Origin of the sequence: Streptomyces sp. MUM 203J, from assembly GCF_022414595.1 — a bacterium.
GTDB lineage: Bacteria > Actinomycetota > Actinomycetes > Streptomycetales > Streptomycetaceae > Streptomyces.
Genome location: NZ_JADWYO010000033.1, coordinates 1 through 16,457 on the forward strand (window position 1 = coordinate 1; position 16,457 = coordinate 16,457).

The window sequence follows — 16,457 nt, forward strand, 5'->3', positions numbered from 1 at the left end:
GCCGATGGTACTGCAGGGGGGACCCTGTGGGAGAGTAGGACGCCGCCGAACTAATTTTGAGCCTCAGGCTCGGAAGGATTCCTTCCGGGCCTGAGGCATTTCTGCGTTGTGTGCCAGGGTGTTCCCATGAGTTATGACCTGGTCATCTTCGACAACGATGGCGTGCTCGTCGACAGCGAGCCCCTCTCGAACGCCATCCTGGCCCAGTACCTGACCGAACTCGGGCACCCCACGTCGTACGAGGACTCCGTCCGGGACTACATGGGCGGGGCCGTGCACCGGATTCACGACACCATCCGTGAGCGGACCGGGCAGCGGTTGCCGGAGGATTTCGATGTCACCTTCCACGCGCGCGTGTTCCACGCCTTCGAGCGGGAGCTGACGCCGGTCGCCGGTGTGTTCGAGGTGCTGGAGAAGCTGGAGGCTGAACGTGTGCCGTACTGCGTCGCCTCGTCCGGCAGCCATGAGCGGATACGCATCGGGCACCGGACGACCGGGCTGGACCGGTGGTTCGGCGTGGAGAAGGGGAACGTGTTCAGCGCACAGGACGTCGGGCGTGGCAAGCCTGCTCCGGACCTGTTCCTGCATGCCGCCGAACGGATGGGGGCCGCGCCGGAGCGGTGTGTGGTCGTGGAGGACAGCCCCCTCGGCGTACAGGCGGCACGGGCTGCCGGGATGGATGTGTACGCGTTCACGGCCATGACGGAACCCGGACGACTGCCGGGCGCTCAGGGGTACTTCGGCGCGATGGAACGCCTGCCCGGCCTTCTCGTGTGACAGGGCTGTCCCCTTCCCGTACCCGCCCGTAGCCTTTCCGGCCATGACGGATCCGCGGCTGCGGTACGGGCGGGGCGCGCTGGCGTTCGCCTTCTTCGTGCAGGGTGTGGCGTTCGCGTTGCTCGTCACGCGGATTCCCGCGATCCAGGACCGCTACGGGGTGTCCGACGCCCTGCTGCCGGCGTTCCTCGCCGGTGTGCCCGTGCTGGCCGGGGTCGGCAGCGTCGCCACCGGGGCGCTCGTGCGGCGGGTCCCCGCCGGGACGGTGCTGCGGTGGTCGCAGCCTGTCGTACTGCTGGCCCTCGTGACGGTGGGGGTCGGAGGCGGGACCTGGCAACTGGGTTTGGCGCTCGGGGTGTTCGGGCTGGCGGCGGGAGCCCTGGACGCGTCCATGAACATGCTGGGCGTCAGCCTTCAGCGGGCGTACGGGCGGAGCATCATGCTGGGCTTCCACGCGGTGTACAGCCTCGGTGGGATCGTCGGGGCCTCGCTCGCGTGGGCCGGAGCTCACGGGGGTCTGCCGCTGGGGGCGCTGTACGGGCCGGTCGTGTCGGTGCTGCTGCCCGCGGCGCTCTGGGGCAGCCGGTGGTACGTGGAAGGGGAACGGGCCCGGGAGGGCGGGAGCGCGGGCGGCGGGCGGGGCGGGTTTCCGGGCCTGTGGGCACTGTGCCTGGTGATGGCGTGCGCGTACATCGGGGACTCGACCGTGTCCAACTGGAGCGCCAAGTACCTGCAGGACGTGCTGGGCGGTTCCGAGGCACTGGCGACCGTGCCCTACAACGCGTACATGGTGACCACACTGCTCGGGCGGGCCGTGGGAGACCTGGCGGTGCGGCGGCTGGGGGCGGTGCTGGTCGTACGGGGCGGGGCGGTGCTGGCGGCGGGCGGGTTCGCGGTGGTGGCCGGGGCGCCGGGAGCGTGGGCCGGGCTGGCCGGGTTCACCGTGCTGGGGCTCGGGCTGAGCGTGCTCGTGCCGCAGACCTTCGCTGCGGCGGGGCGGCACGCCGTCGCACATCACGGGCCGGGGGCCAGCGACGCCGCCGTGGCGCGGCTGAACGTCTTCAACTATGTCGGGTTTCTTGTGGGGTCGCCGCTCGTGGGCGTGCTGGGAGAGGTGTGGAGTCCGCGCGGGGCGATGCTGGTGCCGCTGGTCCTGGTGCTGATGACCTTGCACCACGCCCGGTCATTCGGCGGGCCGGGTGCCCGATACGGTGGCCGGTATGAGCGGTCGCGCACTGTTGATGTGGGATGACGCAGTCACCGGCTACGACTTCGGGCCGAGCCACCCGATGAACCCGGTACGGCTGGCGCTGACCAGGGGACTGGTCCGGGCCCTGGAGGTGGACCGGGCCGTCGATGTCGTGTCGGCGAACCCCGCCGGGGACTCCACGCTGAGGCTCGTGCACCGGCAGGACTACCTGGACGCGGTGCGGGCCGCGTCCGCGCATCCCATGGCGGCGGACCCGGCGTACGGGCTGGGGACGCCCGACGATCCGGCGTTCCCCGGAATGCACGAGGTGTCGGCGCTGATCGCCGGGTTGTCCGTGGCCGGGGCCGAGGCGGTGTGGCGGGGCGAGGCGCCACGGGCGGTGAACTTCGCGGGCGGGCTGCATCACGCCATGCCGGGAGCCGCCGCCGGGTTCTGCGTCTACAACGACGCCTCCCTCGCGATCGCCCGGCTTCTGGAACTGGGCGCCGAGCGGGTCGCGTACCTGGATGTGGACGTGCACCACGGGGACGGTGTGCAGGCGGCGTTCTGGGACGACCCCCGGGTGCTGACCGTCTCGCTGCACGAGCATCCGCGCACCCTGTTCCCGGGCACCGGGTGGCCCGAGGAGACCGGGGGTCCGGGTGCGTCGGCGGGCAGTGCGGTGAACGTGGCGCTTCCGGCCGGTACCGGGGACGCGGGCTGGCTGCGCGCCTTCCACGCCGTCGTACCGGAGCTGCTGGCGGACTTCCGGCCGCAGGTGCTGGTGACCCAGCACGGGGCGGACACGCACTTCGAGGATCCGCTGGCACATCTGGCGGTGTCGCTGGACGCCCAGCGGGCGGTCCAGATGGCGTGCCGGGGACTGGCGGACGAGCACGTCGAGGGCGGCCGGTGGGTGGCGCTGGGCGGGGGCGGATACGCGATCGTGGACGTCGTTCCGCGGTCGTGGACGCATCTGGTGGCGATCGTGGGCGGTGCGGACGTGGCGCCTGAGACGGTTGTGCCGACGGAGTGGCGGGACGAGGTGTACGCGCGGACGCGGATGCCGGCACCTCGGCGGATGACGGACGGACGCTGGCCGGTGACCTGGCGGTCGTGGGAGGCCGGATACGACCCGGGAGACCGGCTGGACCAGGCGGTGCTGGCGACCCGGCGGGCGGTTTTTCCGCTGCGGGGCCTGCTGGCGTAGGGCGGTGTGACCGACCCGTCCTTCCCGGGGCTGCGGATCCACGCCTCCGCCGTGTGGGCAGCTCCGCCCCCGGCCCCTCGCTACGCCGACTGTGCGAATCCGGCGCCCTCGTGGCGTGTCGGGCTCGGGCCGTGCGGCAGCATCGCGGCATGCGGAGTTCGGGAGGGACAGGGGCGCTCACCGCGCAGGCGTTACGGGCCCATCTGCTGGCCGCGCGGCTGGCCGGGCCGGTGGCGACGTCCCGCGAGAGGAATCTGACCAGTTATCGGCTCTTCGCGGCCGGTGACCCGCGCGTGACGCTGGGCGTCGAGCCGGACCGGCGATGGGGCGAGTGGGAGCTGCTGCAGCTGATGGCCGAGCGCTGCGGGGTGATCGAGGACCCGGGGTACCGCTCGGGGGGCGATGTGATCGACCCGGAGCGGACCGTGCGGGCGCTCGACGCGTTCGCCGCGCGGCTCGGGGCAGCGGCGGCACGTGGGGCTCCCGTGCTGTTCGGGACCGGTCATCCGCACCGCCTGCTGGGCTTCTACGCCACATTGGCCGATGCCATGTCGGCGGCGGGATGTGCCGTCCTCACCCCGGCGCAGGGGAGATGTGTCGACATAACGACCCGGTTTGGTCTACGCACGTACAACCTCACGTACGTACGAGGTGTCGCGCTCATGCGGAAACCGCAGGTCGAAGGCGCCGGTTGTGAGCCGGGCGCGCACACCCATTCACCACTCCCCGTCAGGGTCGCCCTGGGGGCGGCGGCGGAGGGTGGCGGGCCCGTCCCTGAACTGGTGGTGGGAGACCACGGCTGGGTCTGCGGGGCAGGTCAGCTGGGCATTGAGGCCATCGGGCCGGCCGACACGGACGACCCGGCGCTGTTCGTCGGAGAGGCCGAGGGGCGGGTGTCGGTGGCCGTGCCGCTCGATGACGGCGTGCGGTCCGATTACTACCGGCCGCTTACTCGCTATGTACTCAATCGGGCGTGTCTGTCACAGTAGGCGGCGGATCGCAGCACCTCTTCCCCACCCGTATCAACCGCCCCTAACCTGGGCAGTGAGCGCACAGCGACGAAGAGTCACCGGAGGGGAAGCCGGTGGCGTCATGTGCGGAAGGTACAGGTGGGTCATGGTTGCTGCTGGCGAGACACCTCTCAACGAGGTCAAGTTCCTGACCGTGGCGGAAGTCGCCTCGGTGATGCGCGTATCGAAGATGACCGTGTACCGGCTGGTGCACAGCGGTCATCTGCCGGCGATCCGGGTGGGGAGGTCCTTCCGGGTGCCGGAGAAGGCGGTTCACGCGTACCTCCGCGAGTCCTTCGTGGGGGTGGAGACCGCCTAGTCAGGGAGCCCTCGGCACCTCGATTACAGGCGCAGCGCTCAGGCGGGTAGGCTAGGCCGACGTAGGTCGTGTGGGCCCAGACGCCCCGCACCGAGAGATGAGAAGTGAGCGAGGGTAGTCGTGGGCTCTGTTATCAAGAAGCGGCGCAAGCGGATGGCCAAGAAGAAGCACCGCAAGCTTCTGAAGCGCACCCGCGTTCAGCGTCGCAACAAGAAGTAAGCGGCGGCTGTACGTACGCCGACCGCGGCCCTTCCATCAGATTTCTGGTGGGAGGGCCGCGGTGTTTTCCGGCCGCTTCCCGGCGGTCCGAGCGCTCCCGCGCGCGAGGCACGTCACCGGACCGCAACACCGAGCCGCTACCGTGGCACCCGGGTTTGTCCGGCTGGGGGTCCGGGGGTCAGCCTCCGGGAAAACGCAGTCGTCTGAGGGAAGGCGCTGATCTTGGGGAAGGTCGTGCTCGTCACCGGGGTGGCCCGGCCGCTCGTCGGACGTTTCGTCCGGCGGGCCGTGCGAGACCCGGAGGTGGACCGGGTCGTCGCCGTGGACGCGGTGGAACCAGGGCATTCGCTCGGCGGCGCGGTGTTCGTACGCGCCGACATCCGGCAGCCGGCCGTCGGACGCGTGCTCGCGGAGTACGGCGTCGACACGGTCGTCCACATGGACGTGACCGCGCGCTCGCTGAGCGGCGGCCGGGCGGCGGTCAAGGAGACCAACGTCATCGGCACCATGCAGCTCCTCGGCGCCTGCCAGAAGTGCCCCACGGTCAGCAGAGTCGTCGTCAAGTCCAGCACCAGCGTGTACGGCTCCGCGCCGCGTGACCCGGCCGTGTTCACCGAGACGACCCCGCCCAAGTCGCTGTCCGGTGGCGGCTTCGCGAAGGACGTCAGCGAGGTGGAGGGCTATGTCCGGGCCTTCGCCAGGCGCCGCCCCGACGTGGCGGTGTGCGTGCTGAGGTTCGCCAACATCCTGGGCCCCGGAGCCGATTCACCGCTCGCCGAGTACTTCTCGCTGCCGGTGCTGCCGACGGTCCTCGGGCATGATCCGAGGCTGCAGTTCATCCACGAGGACGACGTCCTGGACGTGCTGCGGATCGCCTCGTCGGAACCGCGGCGGTCCACCCTCAACAGCGGCACGTTCAATGTGGCGGGCGACGGGGTGCTGACACTGTCGCAGTGCGCGCGGCGGCTGGGCAGGCCGACACTGCCGGTACTGATGCCGGCGGTGACCTGGGTCGGCGCGGCGCTCCGCACGGCCGGGCTGAGCGACTTCTCGCCGGAGCAGATCCGGCTCCTCACCCACGGCCGGGTCGTCGGCACGGAACAGATGACCGAGACGCTCGGTTTCCTGCCCCGCCACACGACGGCGGGGGCGCTCGCGGACTTCGCCCGGCACCGGGGGCCGGGCCTGCTGCCGCCGCGCGCCCTGGCGGCGACGGTGGACGGGCTCGCGGCGCGGCTGGGCGAAGGGGTGGCGGCCGGTCTGGCACGGGCCGAACGGGACCGGATGGTACGGGCGCGGAAGCGCGGGACGGCGAGGAGGGCGGGCTGAAGATGGCGGACGCCAAGGTGATTCCCTTCGACGACGACCGGCCGCGCGGCGGGGCCGCCCCGCCGCGACCGGGCCGCAGACGGGCGCCCGCGCCCCCGGCCGGCGACGGGCCGCGGCGGCTGGCACCGGTGCCCGAGGATGCCCCCGGGGAGGACGACGACGGGACCGGGAAGGGCGGCGGCTGGGAGCGGCGGCTGGCCGGCGGTCTGGCGTTCCTGCGGCGGCGGATCACCGGCGAGTACGAGGTCGACGACTTCGGGTACGACGAGGAGCTGACCGACCAGGTCCTGATGTCGCTGCTGCGGCCCCTGTACGAGAAGTACTTCCGGGTGGAGGTGCGGGGGATCGAGAACATCCCGTCCGAGGGCGGCGCCCTGGTGGTGGCGAACCACTCGGGCACGCTGCCGCTGGACGGGCTGATGATGCAGGTCGCCGTGCACGACCACCATCCGGCGGAGCGTCATCTGCGGCTGCTCGCGGCGGACCTGGTGTTCGTACTGCCCGTCGTCAGCGAGCTGGCCCGGAAGGCGGGGCACACCCTGGCGTGTACGGAGGACGCGGAGCGGCTGCTGCGCGGGGGCGAGGTCGTCGGAGTGATGCCGGAGGGCTTCAAGGGGATCGGGAAGCCGTTCAGTGAGCGGTACAAGCTCCAGCGTTTCGGACGTGGCGGGTTCGTGTCGACGGCGCTGCGGGCGGGGGCGCCGATCGTGCCGTGCTCGATCGTGGGCGCTGAGGAGATCTACCCGATGGTCGGCAACGCGAGGACGCTGGCACGGGTTCTGGGCTTTCCGTACTTCCCACTGACGCCGACGTTCCCGTGGCTGGGGCCGTTGGGGGCGCTCCCGTTGCCGACGAAGTGGACGATCCAGTTCGGGGAGCCGATCCCGACGGACGGGTATGCGGCGGAGGCGGCGGAGGACCCGATGCTGATGTTCAACCTGACGGACCAGGTCAGAGAGGAGATCCAGCACACGCTGTACAAGCTGCTGGTGCAACGGCGTTCGGTGTTCTTCTGACGGTGCGCCGAGGCCGGCCCCGGCCTCAGCGCCGCAGCGTGTGGAGCGGGGGCGAGGGGGCAGACAGAAGGAGGCCGGACCGCCGACGCGACGACGGTCGGTGCTCTTCCAGGCTCATCCTCGGATGGTCTACGACCACGGGCGCCGCCCCCAGGTGGGTGCGGCGCCCGTACCAGGGCCCCTAGTTCGCGTCGTCCTCGTCCACGCTCAGACCCGGGAGGAGGCCTGGGAGGAGCGGGGGGAGAGTGACGTCGGGGGCCGGGGGGAGCGGGGCGTCGGAGGCGCCGTCCTGAGGGGCCGACGGGGAGGTCGTCGGCGCGTCGCCCTGGTCCAGCAGGCCGCCCGTGCTGCCGCCGAGCAGACCGCCGCCCTCGTCCGTTGCGCCGCCGGTGCCGCTGGGCTCGGCGGAGCTGCCGGGCCGGTCGGCGCTGCCGGAAGGTGTGGACTGGGACGGGGAGCCGGGCGCCGTGCCGGACGGGGACGAGCCGTCGGGCCCGCCGCTGCCGCCGGGGGCCGCCTCGGTCGGAGCGCCGCCGCGGCCGGTCCCGTCCTGGGTGCCGGGCAGCCGCGCCTGGAGCGGGCCGACCTCCTGGTCTATGGCGATGAAGACCGAGGTCACCTGCTCGCCCACGTCGTTCAGCTGGGGCGGCAGCTTGTCGCGCAGCCCGTCCCAGGCACCCCGGTGACTCCGGGCGAAGGAGTCGAGCGTGGCCATCGGGGCGATCGTGCCGTCCCGCTCGTACGCCCTGCGCAGCAGCCGGTGGCCCTCGGAGACATCGTGCTGCATGCCGCTCAGGGTGCGGCGGATCTCGCCCAGGGACTCGTGGTCCAGATCGCCCGTGCGTCCGCGCTCCATCAGGCGGCGGGCCTCGCTGAGCCGGGTCGAGGCGTGGTCCAGGTAGATCTCGCCGCGGTCGGCGTCTTCGTCCGCCATCCCGAGTGTGAGGTCTTCCATGCCGCGCTTCAGCCCGTACAGCGAGTCACCGGGGAGGGCGTCGGAACTGGCAGCGGCCACCCCGCTGAACGCGCCCGCGGCCACGCCCACGGTGAGCCCTCCGGCGGCCAGTCCCTTGGACCAGCGGCTGCGGGGCCGCAACCTCCGGAGCGCGGAGGCGCGGTGGGCACCCCGGGCGCCCGCCGTCCGCTGCTCCGGCACCGTAGGGTCCGCGGACGCACCGCCCGCGGCCGTGCCCTCCTGGACCATGGCCTCCATGGCGGCGACGAGCTGCGCTCGCTGCACCACCCGCACTTCGGGGTCCAACTTCGGCTTCGGCAGTGTGCCGAGGCCGTTCGCCAGGGCCAACAGCCGACCCTGCTCGGTGGGTTCGGCCGACGCCTCCGGCTGCTGGGCCGCCTGATCTTCCAGGGCCTGGGCGAAGGCGTTCGCCCGCCGGTGCGCCGATACGTTCGCGATCACTGGCGGCACCTCCTCTCGTCATGACGGTCGACTCCCCAGGGGGTCCGGAAGGTTGCATACCGTGAACGCCGCCACACGACAGGGCGAGTGGCTGCGGCCATGGCGTGACCACAGGGAGCCTGCATCCCGCACAACGAGAGTCGCGGCACTTGGGTTACGCACGAAAGATGATCGGACCAGCGCGTCATGATGGCGTTACCGAAGGTGAGTTGTCAGAGTCGGGCGGGGGAGTGACCGGGACGGGTCACGGGACTGCGGGCGGGCCGGGTGCCCGGGGGTCAGCGGGCGTCTTCGGGGAGCAGGCGGGCCAGTGTGCGGACCGCGCGGTACTGGAGGGTCTTGATCGCACCCTCGTTCTTGCCCATCACCCGCGCGGTCTCCGCGACCGACAGGCCCTGGAGGAAGCGCAGCGTCACGCACTCCTGCTGCTGCGGATTGAGCTTCCGTACGGCTTCCAGCAGCGCGGCGTTCGAGAGGGACTCAAGGACCGAGTCCTCGGGGCTGCGCTCGACCTCGTTGGCGTCGAGCATCTCGCCGGTGGTCACTTCGAGCCGGAAGCGGCTCGACTTGAAGTGGTCCGCGACCAGATTGCGCGCGATCGTGACCAGCCAGGCGCCGAAGTCGCGCCCCTGCCAGGTGAAGGTCGAGATCCGGCGCAGGGCCCTGAGGAACGTCTCGCTCGTGAGGTCCTCGGCGGTCGCCTTGCCGCCGACGCGGTAGTAGATATAGCGGTACACGGTGTCGCTGTACTGGTCGTACAGCCGCCCGAAGGCCTCGGCCTCGCCGGCCTGGGCCCGCTCGACCAGCTCCATCATGCGGGCGCTGTCGCTGTCCGCGGCGGGCCGGCGGGGGGCGGTGGAGGTGCCCGCCCCGCCCCGGCTCGCGCGTCTGACGACGGCGCCCCCGTCGGCCAGGGCGTAGCAGGGGCCGGCCGGTACCGGCACGGATGCCGGTACGGCGAGGGCGGGGACGGCGTACGCGGTGGGGACGAAGCCGCGCAAGTAGCCGAGGACCGTAGCGCGGAGCGTAGCCAGGCCCGAGGCGTCAACCCCGACGTGTGGGTACACGGGACTCCCAGAGGCAGAGCTTCCATCACGTGCAGTGCGGGACCGCTCACTCGTCGTACGCGCGTCGTGCCGCTCGATGTCACTCGTCGTGACGACGTGTGGGGGGTTCCGTATGCGTCTGAGGAGAATAACGCTTCGTGCAGGGAGTGCTACACCGAGTTGCTCAAATCATCGATTCAGTCGCTTCTGTTACGGCAAACTGACTGATCAAGTCGCACTTGGTGACCGCTTTTTGACCGAATCTCTTCCGTTTCTGTCTGCCCGTGCGATGCGTTGTGGTCGAGTGCGGGCATGGGGGACTGGCTCCGGTGCGGCGTGGGTAAGGACCGTGGATGGTCGGCCGGGCGCCGTGGACGATCAGCGGCGGGTGCGGCGGTGCAGGGCCACGGCCGCGGCCGTGCCGCCGGCCAGCGCACCGACGCCCGCGGCGGCCGGGATGCCGACCTTCGCCGCCTTGCGGCCCGTGCGGTAGTCCCGCAGCCGCCAGTCGTGCTCCTTGGCGTACCGGCGCAGCTTCGCGTCCGGATTGATCGCGTAGGGGTGACCCACCAGGGACAGCATCGGGATGTCGTTGTGCGAGTCGCTGTACGCGGCGCACCGGCCCAGCTCCAGGGTCTCGGCCGCCGCCAGCGCCCGTACCGCCTCGGCCTTCGCCGGACCGTGCAGGGGCTCCCCGACCAGCCTGCCGGTGTACACGCCCTCGACGGACTCGGCCACCGTGCCGAGCGCCCCGGTCAGGCCCAGCCGGCGGGCGATGATGGTGGCCGTCTCCACCGGCGCGGCCGTCACCAGCCACACCTTCTGGCCGGCGTCCAGATGCGCCTGGGCCAGGGCCCGGGTGCCGGGCCAGATCCGGTCCGCCATGTACTCGTCGTAGATCTCCTCGCCGATGGTCATCAGCTCGGAGACGCGGTGGCCCTTGACGATGGACAGGGCGCTGTCGCGTGCGTCCTGCATGTGCTCGGGGTCCTCGATCCCGGCTACCCGGAACCAGGTCTGCTGCCAGGCGAAGCGGGCCAGCTCGCGGCGCTGGAAGAACTTCCGTTTGTACAGGCCCCGGCCGAAGTGGAACAGCGCGGCGCCCTGCATGACGGTGTTGTCCAGGTCGAAGAACGCCGCCGCCCGCACATCGCCCGGAACCGGGAACTCGGGCTCCGCCTCCGCGGCCTCCGCCTCGGCCCCCGCGAGTGCCTCCAGCTCACGCGACGTCTTGCGCGCCGCCTCCGCCGCGGCCTCGCCTGCCAGCACGCTGCGCGCGGTGGCGGAGCGCCTTCTCGGGGTGAGCCATCGCGGTGCGGCCATGACGCGAGCATAGCCAGTGTGTTCGGTCCCCCGCCGCCACGCCCGACAATGGACGGCATGTTCCGACGTACGAAGAAGAACGAGAAGGACCGGAGCGGCCAGGCGGATCCCCGCACGGTCACCCTCATCGGGAAGCCCGGGTGTCATCTGTGCGACGACGCGCGGGCGGTCGTCCAGCAGGTCTGCGCCGAGACGGGCGCCCTGTGGGAGGAGAAGGACATCGAGCAGGACGAGCAGCTCTACCGCGCATACTGGGAGCAGATCCCGGTGGTGCTCGTGGACGGTGAGCAGCACACCTTCTGGAAGGTCGACCCGGACCGGCTCCGCCGGGAGCTGGTGTCCTGAACCCGCTGTCGGCCGCTCCCCGCCATGGCGCCGGATCGGGGGGCCTTGCGGTGGCGCCGACGGCTGACCTGTGGGGTTCCGGGTGCTTCAGATCTCCAACGCGCTGAGGCTCCCCTTGGTTCCACGATGGCGTGATCGGCACGCGTGAGCCCGGTCACTTTGCGCGGACAAAGCGGACATCATCTTTGTGCACGCGTTCACAAAGACATAGCCTGCTGTGGACGGGGCGGTCTGGGGGACGGGCCGCCCGCAGCCCCGCTCATCCCGCAGGAGCACCGTGGCAACTGGCCGAACTCACCGACCGGCGACCCGTAGCCGAGGCATCCCCGAGGCCACCGTCGCCCGGCTTCCGCTGTACCTGCGGGCGCTCACCGCACTGTCGGAGCGCTCCGTACCCACGGTCTCGTCCGAGGAGCTCGCCGCCGCCGCCGGAGTCAACTCGGCCAAGCTGCGCAAGGACTTCAGCTATCTCGGCTCGTACGGGACCCGGGGTGTCGGCTACGACGTCGAGTACCTGGTCTACCAGATCTCCCGTGAGCTGGGGCTCACCCAGGACTGGCCGATCGTCATGGTCGGTATCGGCAACCTCGGCGCCGCCCTCGCCAACTACGGAGGGTTCGCCTCCCGTGGCTTCCGGGTGGCCGCGCTGATCGACGCCGACAAGTCCCTCGTCGGCAAGCCGGTCGCGGGCATCCCCGTCCAGCACATCGACGACCTGGAGAAGATCGTCGAGGACAACGGCGTCTCCATCGGCGTCATCGCCACCCCCGCGGGCGCCGCCCAGCAGGTCTGCGACCGGCTCGTCGCCGCCGGGGTGACCTCCATCCTCAACTTCGCGCCGACCGTGCTCTCGGTCCCCGAGGGTGTCGACGTGCGCAAGGTCGACCTGTCCATCGAACTCCAGATCCTCGCCTTCCACGAGCAGCGCAAGGCCGGTGAGGAGGGCGGCGGAGACGTCGAGGGCGTCCTCCCGGCCGCCGCGGCCGTCCGCTCGCCGGGCGCGGCCGAGGGGGCAGGCGCCACCTCCTCCGGACGCAAGGGACCGGACGGGGACCTGCCCGCCGTGATGCCGGCATGAGCCTCCTCGTCGTCGGTCTCAGCCACCGCAGCGCTCCCGTCAGCGTGCTGGAGCGGGCTTCCCTCGCCCCCGGTGCGCAGAACAGGCTCCTCCAGGACACCCTCGCCGCCGAGCCGGCCGCCGAGGCCGGGCTGCTGGCCACCTGCAACCGCATCGAGCTCTACGCGGACGTCGACAAGTTCCACGCCGGTGTCGCGGAGCTGTCCACACTGCTCGCCCAGCACAGCGGCGTCGGCCTGGAGGAACTCACCCCCTATCTGTACGTCCACTACGAGGACCGGGCCGTCCACCACCTGTTCTCGGTGGCCTGCGGGCTGGACTCCATGGTCGTCGGAGAAGGCCAGATCCTCGGCCAGATCAAGGACGCGCTCGCCCGCGCCCAGGAGCTGCACACCGCCGGGCGGCTGCTGAACGACCTGTTCCAGCAGGCCCTCCGGGTCGGCAAGCGCGCCCACAGCGAGACCGGTATCGACCGCGCCGGGCAGTCCCTGGTCACCTTCGGCCTGGAGCAGCTCGCCGCGGGCCACGCCGTCGACGCCTGGACCAAGGGCAAGCGGGCCCTGGTCATCGGCGCCGGTTCCATGTCCTCCCTCGCCGCCGCCACCCTCGCCCGGGCCGGAGTCGACGAGATCGTCGTCGCGAACCGCACCGTCGAGCGCGCCCGGCGCCTCGCGCAGATCCTCACCGAACCCGGCACCGGTCATACGGGCGTGACCGCCCGCTCCGTCGAGATGACCGCGGTCGGGGCCGAGCTGGCCGCCGCCGACATCGCCGTGTCCTGCACCGGCGCCACGGGCCTCGTGCTCACCGGCCAGGCCGTCGAGACGGCCATGGCCGGGCGCGCCGCCCCGATGGCGCTGCTCGACCTCGCCATGCCCCGGGACGTCGACGCGGCCGTGCACCGAATGAACGGCGTACGGCTGGTCGACATCGAGTCCCTCGCGGAGGCCTCCGCCGACGCCCCCATGGCCGCCGACGTCGACCAGGTGCGGGGCATCGTCTCCGACGAGGTCGCCGCGTTCGGCGCCGCCCAGCGGGCCGCCCGCATCACCCCGACCGTCGTCGCGCTGCGCACCATGGCCGCCGACGTGGTCACCGGAGAGATGGCCCGCCTGGAGGGGCGGCTCCCGGGGCTGGACGAGAAGCAGCGCGCCGAGATCACCCAGACGGTGCGCCGGGTCGTCGACAAGCTGCTGCACGCGCCCACCGTGCGGGTGAAGCAGCTGGCCAGCGAGCCCGGCGGCGCCGGGTACGCGGACGCGCTGCGTACGCTCTTCGACCTCGACCCGGAGACGGTCGCCGCCGTCTCCCGGGCCGACCTGGCCAATCCGAACCCGGCCGGTCCGATCCCGGCCGATCCGGGCGCCGCCGGTCCGAACGACGGCGACGCCATGAACTTCACGAACCTGGCGAACCTCAGAAACCGAGGCCACGTATGACCGACAGGGCCCAGAGCACCGGCACCGAGCGGGCACTGAGGCTGGGGACCAGGCGGAGCAAGCTCGCCATGGCCCAGTCCGGGCACGTCGCGGAGGCCGTCCGGCGGCTGACCGGCCGCGCCGTCGAGCTGGTCGAGATCACCACGTACGGTGACGTCTCCCGCGAGCAGCTCGCGCAGATCGGCGGCACCGGCGTCTTCGTCACCGCCCTGCGCGAGGCGCTGCTGAGCGGCGAGGTCGACTTCGCCGTGCACTCGCTGAAGGACCTGCCGACCGCGCAGCCCGAGGACCTGGCCCTGGCCGCGATCCCGCTCCGCGAGGACCCGCGGGACGTCCTGGTCGCCCGCGACGGGCTGACCCTCGACCGGCTGCCCGCCGGGGCACGCGTCGGCACCGGTTCGCCGCGCCGGATGGCGCAGCTGAACGCGCACGCACGGAACCACGGTCTGCGGATCGAGACCGTGCCGATCCGGGGGAACGTCGACACCCGCATCGGATACGTCCGCAGCGGGGAACTCGACGCCGTCGTACTGGCCGCCGCCGGGCTGAACCGGATCGGCCGGATCGACGAGGTGACCGACTTCCTGTCGGTCGACACCGTCCTGCCCGCTCCCGGCCAGGGCGCCCTGGCGATCGAGTGCCCGGCCGCCGATGCCGCGCTCGCCGCCACGCTCGCGCAGCTCGACCACGAGCACACGCGGGCCGCCGTGACCGCCGAGCGGTCCCTGCTCGCCGCCCTGGAGGCAGGCTGCTCCGCGCCCGTGGGCGCGCTGGCGGACCTGCTGCCGGGCTCCGGTTCCGGTCCTGCCGGTTCCGGGGCGGCGCAGGATGTTCATGAGATGCGCCTGCGGGGTGTCGTCGGTACCACCGACGGCTCCACGCTGGTGCAGTTGTCCACCACCGGTCCCGTACCCACGTCGCACGACGACGCGGTGGCACTCGGTCGCGAACTCGCGGCCGAGATGCTCGCCAAGGGCGCGGCCGGTCTTATGGGGGAGCGAGCACTTTGAGCCCCACCACTGCATCCAAGGCTTCGTCGGCGTTCTCCGCGTGCGGGCACGTCACCTTCCTCGGCGCCGGACCCGGTGATCCGGGGCTGTTGACTCTGCGCGCCGTGGAGGCGCTGGCAGGCGCCGACGTACTGATCGCCGAGCCCGAAGTGCTCGATGTCGTACGCGGCCATGCCCGGGCGGGGGTGAGCACGCCCGAGCTGACGGTTGTTGACGATGCGTCAACCGCCGCCGCTGTCCCCGTGTTGAGGGATGCGGCCAATCTTGTCATGGAGGCCGCGCGGAGCGGCAAGCGGGTGGTGCGTGCGCTGGGCGGAGACCCGGGGCTCGACGGCAACGCGGGCGCCGAGATGCTCGCCTGCGCCGCCGAGGGCATCCCCTTCGAGGTCGTGCCCGGTGTCGCCGCCGCCGTCGGTGTGCCCGCGTACGCGGGTGTTCCGCTGCGGGACGCCCAGGGTGCGGACGTACGGTTCCTCGACGCCCGCACGGCCGGCGACCGCTGCTGGACGGAGGCCGGCGCCTCCGACTGCACGGTCGTCGTGTCCACCGCCCTGGACGCGGTCGCGGCGGCGGCCGGTGAGCTGGTGGCGGCGGGCCGCAAGCCGGACACCCCGATGACGGTCACCGTGGCCGGTACGACGACCCGGCAGCGGACCTGGACGGCGACGCTCGGTTCGATCGCGCAGGTGCTCAAGCAGGCGAAGGTGCTGCCCTCGCCGGACGGCCACCAGCCCGTCATAGCCGTGGTCGGCGAGCGCTCCGCCGCCGCCCAGCGCGACCAGCTCGCCTGGTTCGAGTCCAAGCCGCTGTTCGGCTGGAAGGTCCTGGTGCCCCGCACCAAGGAGCAGGCCGCGTCCCTGTCCGACCAGCTCCGCTCCTACGGCGCCGTGCCGCACGAGGTCCCGACCATCGCCGTCGAACCGCCGCGCACCCCGCAGCAGATGGAGCGCGCGGTCAAGGGCCTGGTGACGGGCCGCTACGAGTGGATCGCCTTCACGTCCGTCAACGCCGTCAAGGCGGTGCGGGAGAAGTTCGAGGAGTACGGGCTCGACGCCCGCGCCTTCGCCGGGATCAAGGTCGCGGCGGTGGGCGAGCAGACCGCCAAGGCCCTGGTCGACTTCGGTGTGAAGCCTGACCTGGTGCCCAGCGGCGAGCAGTCCGCGGCCGGGCTGCTGGAGGACTGGCCGCCGTACGACCCGGTGTTCGACCCGATCGACCGGGTGTTCCTGCCGCGTGCGGACATCGCCACGGAGACCCTCGTGGCCGGGCTCATCGAGTTGGGCTGGGAGGTCGACGACGTCACCGCGTACCGGACCGTGCGGGCCTCGCCGCCGCCGGCGGAGACCCGTGAGGCGATCAAGGGCGGCGGTTTCGACGCGGTCCTGTTCACGTCCTCGTCGACGGTGCGGAACCTGGTGGGCATCGCGGGCAAGCCGCACAACGTGACGGTCATCGCCTGCATCGGCCCGGCCACGGCCAAGACGGCCGAGGAGCACGGCCTGCGGGTCGACGTCCTGTCGCCGGAGCCGTCGGTCACCAAGCTGGCGGAGGCCCTGGCGGAGTTCGGCGCCAAGCGCCGTGCCGCCGCGGTCGAGGCGGGCGATCCCGTGACGCGGCCCTCGGAACGGCGCCCCGGCGCGCGGCGGCGGCGCACGACGACGTAACGGCCGTCGTCACGGGGGCCTCGCCCCCGGAACTGCGTGTCGCGGCTTCGCCGCTCGTCCTCACGC

At 72.0% G+C, this 16,457-nt stretch carries 16 protein-coding genes; 13 read left to right on the plus strand and 3 right to left on the minus strand.

The window, feature by feature from the left end; genetic code table 11:
- Nucleotides 1-126 precede the first annotated feature (126 nt).
- The 8 genes from I3F58_RS17765 (at nucleotide 127) to I3F58_RS17800 (ending at nucleotide 7,069) form a co-directional block, all read left to right on the plus strand.
- Nucleotides 127-777, plus strand: a complete 651-nt coding sequence (locus tag I3F58_RS17765; RefSeq protein ID WP_240109599.1) for an HAD family phosphatase — start codon at nucleotides 127-129, stop codon at nucleotides 775-777.
- Between the two features lie 43 nt (nucleotides 778-820).
- Nucleotides 821-2,029, plus strand: coding sequence for an MFS transporter (locus I3F58_RS17770; RefSeq protein ID WP_240109600.1), 1,209 nt, complete (start codon nucleotides 821-823; stop codon nucleotides 2,027-2,029).
- Complete coding sequence (locus tag I3F58_RS17775) at nucleotides 1,998-3,176, plus strand: acetoin utilization protein AcuC (protein WP_240109601.1); 1,179 nt, start codon at nucleotides 1,998-2,000, stop codon at nucleotides 3,174-3,176. Before I3F58_RS17770 ends, I3F58_RS17775 begins: the two co-directional genes overlap by 32 nt.
- Nucleotides 3,177-3,325: 149 nt before the next feature.
- Nucleotides 3,326-4,165: a phosphatase gene (locus I3F58_RS17780; protein ID WP_240109602.1), complete on the plus strand. Its 840-nt coding sequence runs from the start codon at nucleotides 3,326-3,328 to the stop codon at nucleotides 4,163-4,165.
- A 127-nt stretch (nucleotides 4,166-4,292) separates the two neighbouring features.
- Nucleotides 4,293-4,505 (plus strand): helix-turn-helix domain-containing protein, encoded by a 213-nt coding sequence (locus tag I3F58_RS17785; protein ID WP_240109603.1) that lies wholly within the window; start codon nucleotides 4,293-4,295, stop codon nucleotides 4,503-4,505.
- Between the two features lie 120 nt (nucleotides 4,506-4,625).
- A complete protein-coding gene (locus tag I3F58_RS17790) occupies nucleotides 4,626-4,724 on the plus strand; it encodes a 30S ribosomal protein bS22 (RefSeq protein WP_003948845.1) in 99 nt (32 codons plus the stop codon).
- Nucleotides 4,725-4,946: 222 nt separating this feature from the next.
- A complete protein-coding gene (locus tag I3F58_RS17795; protein WP_240109604.1) occupies nucleotides 4,947-6,053 on the plus strand; it encodes an NAD-dependent epimerase/dehydratase family protein in 1,107 nt (368 codons plus the stop codon).
- A gap of 2 nt (nucleotides 6,054-6,055) precedes the next feature.
- Entirely contained in the window at nucleotides 6,056-7,069 is a 1,014-nt protein-coding gene (locus I3F58_RS17800; protein WP_240109605.1) for a lysophospholipid acyltransferase family protein, read from the plus strand.
- A 181-nt stretch (nucleotides 7,070-7,250) separates the two neighbouring features.
- Here the strand turns inward: I3F58_RS17800 and I3F58_RS17805 are convergent, their stop codons facing one another.
- The 3 genes from I3F58_RS17805 to I3F58_RS17815 all read right to left on the minus strand — a co-directional run bounded on the left by I3F58_RS17805 (nucleotide 7,251) and on the right by I3F58_RS17815 (nucleotide 10,855).
- Complete coding sequence (locus I3F58_RS17805) at nucleotides 7,251-8,486, minus strand: DUF5667 domain-containing protein (protein ID WP_240109606.1); 1,236 nt, start codon at nucleotides 8,484-8,486, stop codon at nucleotides 7,251-7,253.
- 278 nt (nucleotides 8,487-8,764) lie between these two features.
- Nucleotides 8,765-9,553: an ECF subfamily RNA polymerase sigma factor, BldN family gene (locus I3F58_RS17810; RefSeq protein ID WP_240109607.1), complete on the minus strand. Its 789-nt coding sequence runs from the start codon at nucleotides 9,551-9,553 to the stop codon at nucleotides 8,765-8,767.
- Nucleotides 9,554-9,910: 357 nt separating this feature from the next.
- Nucleotides 9,911-10,855: an HAD family phosphatase gene (locus I3F58_RS17815; RefSeq protein ID WP_240109608.1), complete on the minus strand. Its 945-nt coding sequence runs from the start codon at nucleotides 10,853-10,855 to the stop codon at nucleotides 9,911-9,913.
- Between the two features lie 48 nt (nucleotides 10,856-10,903).
- Here I3F58_RS17815 and I3F58_RS17820 point away from each other — a divergent pair, with 48 nt between their 5' ends.
- The 5 genes from I3F58_RS17820 to I3F58_RS17840 all read left to right on the plus strand — a co-directional run bounded on the left by I3F58_RS17820 (nucleotide 10,904) and on the right by I3F58_RS17840 (nucleotide 16,391).
- A complete protein-coding gene (locus tag I3F58_RS17820; protein WP_240109609.1) occupies nucleotides 10,904-11,200 on the plus strand; it encodes a glutaredoxin family protein in 297 nt (98 codons plus the stop codon).
- A 277-nt stretch (nucleotides 11,201-11,477) separates the two neighbouring features.
- Entirely contained in the window at nucleotides 11,478-12,278 is an 801-nt protein-coding gene (locus tag I3F58_RS17825) for a redox-sensing transcriptional repressor Rex (RefSeq protein WP_240109610.1), read from the plus strand.
- Nucleotides 12,275-13,717 carry a glutamyl-tRNA reductase gene (locus I3F58_RS17830; RefSeq protein ID WP_240109611.1) on the plus strand — a complete coding sequence of 481 codons (1,443 nt, stop codon included), beginning with the start codon at nucleotides 12,275-12,277 and terminating at the stop codon, nucleotides 13,715-13,717. The genes I3F58_RS17825 and I3F58_RS17830 overlap by 4 nt, the downstream gene beginning before the upstream one ends.
- Nucleotides 13,714-14,727: a hydroxymethylbilane synthase gene (gene hemC, locus I3F58_RS17835; protein ID WP_240109612.1), complete on the plus strand. Its 1,014-nt coding sequence runs from the start codon at nucleotides 13,714-13,716 to the stop codon at nucleotides 14,725-14,727. The genes I3F58_RS17830 and hemC overlap by 4 nt, the downstream gene beginning before the upstream one ends.
- A complete protein-coding gene (locus tag I3F58_RS17840; protein ID WP_240109613.1) occupies nucleotides 14,724-16,391 on the plus strand; it encodes a uroporphyrinogen-III synthase in 1,668 nt (555 codons plus the stop codon). The genes hemC and I3F58_RS17840 overlap by 4 nt, the downstream gene beginning before the upstream one ends.
- Nucleotides 16,392-16,457: the final 66 nt, after the last annotated feature.

Bases quoted from the DNA above. Each gene is read 5' to 3' on its own strand.
- I3F58_RS17765 (WP_240109599.1), top strand. From the start codon at position 127: ATGAGTTATGACCTGGTCATCTTCGACAACGATGGCGTGCTCGTCGAC.
- hemC (WP_240109612.1), top strand. From the start codon at position 13,714: ATGACCGACAGGGCCCAGAGCACCGGCACCGAGCGGGCACTGAGGCTG.
- I3F58_RS17775 (WP_240109601.1), top strand. From the start codon at position 1,998: ATGAGCGGTCGCGCACTGTTGATGTGGGATGACGCAGTCACCGGCTAC.
- I3F58_RS17785 (WP_240109603.1), top strand. From the start codon at position 4,293: ATGGTTGCTGCTGGCGAGACACCTCTCAACGAGGTCAAGTTCCTGACC.
- I3F58_RS17815 (WP_240109608.1), bottom strand. From the start codon at position 10,855: ATGGCCGCACCGCGATGGCTCACCCCGAGAAGGCGCTCCGCCACCGCG.
- I3F58_RS17770 (WP_240109600.1), top strand. From the start codon at position 821: ATGACGGATCCGCGGCTGCGGTACGGGCGGGGCGCGCTGGCGTTCGCC.
- I3F58_RS17780 (WP_240109602.1), top strand. From the start codon at position 3,326: ATGCGGAGTTCGGGAGGGACAGGGGCGCTCACCGCGCAGGCGTTACGG.
- I3F58_RS17820 (WP_240109609.1), top strand. From the start codon at position 10,904: ATGGACGGCATGTTCCGACGTACGAAGAAGAACGAGAAGGACCGGAGC.
- I3F58_RS17830 (WP_240109611.1), top strand. From the start codon at position 12,275: ATGAGCCTCCTCGTCGTCGGTCTCAGCCACCGCAGCGCTCCCGTCAGC.
- I3F58_RS17800 (WP_240109605.1), top strand. From the start codon at position 6,056: ATGGCGGACGCCAAGGTGATTCCCTTCGACGACGACCGGCCGCGCGGC.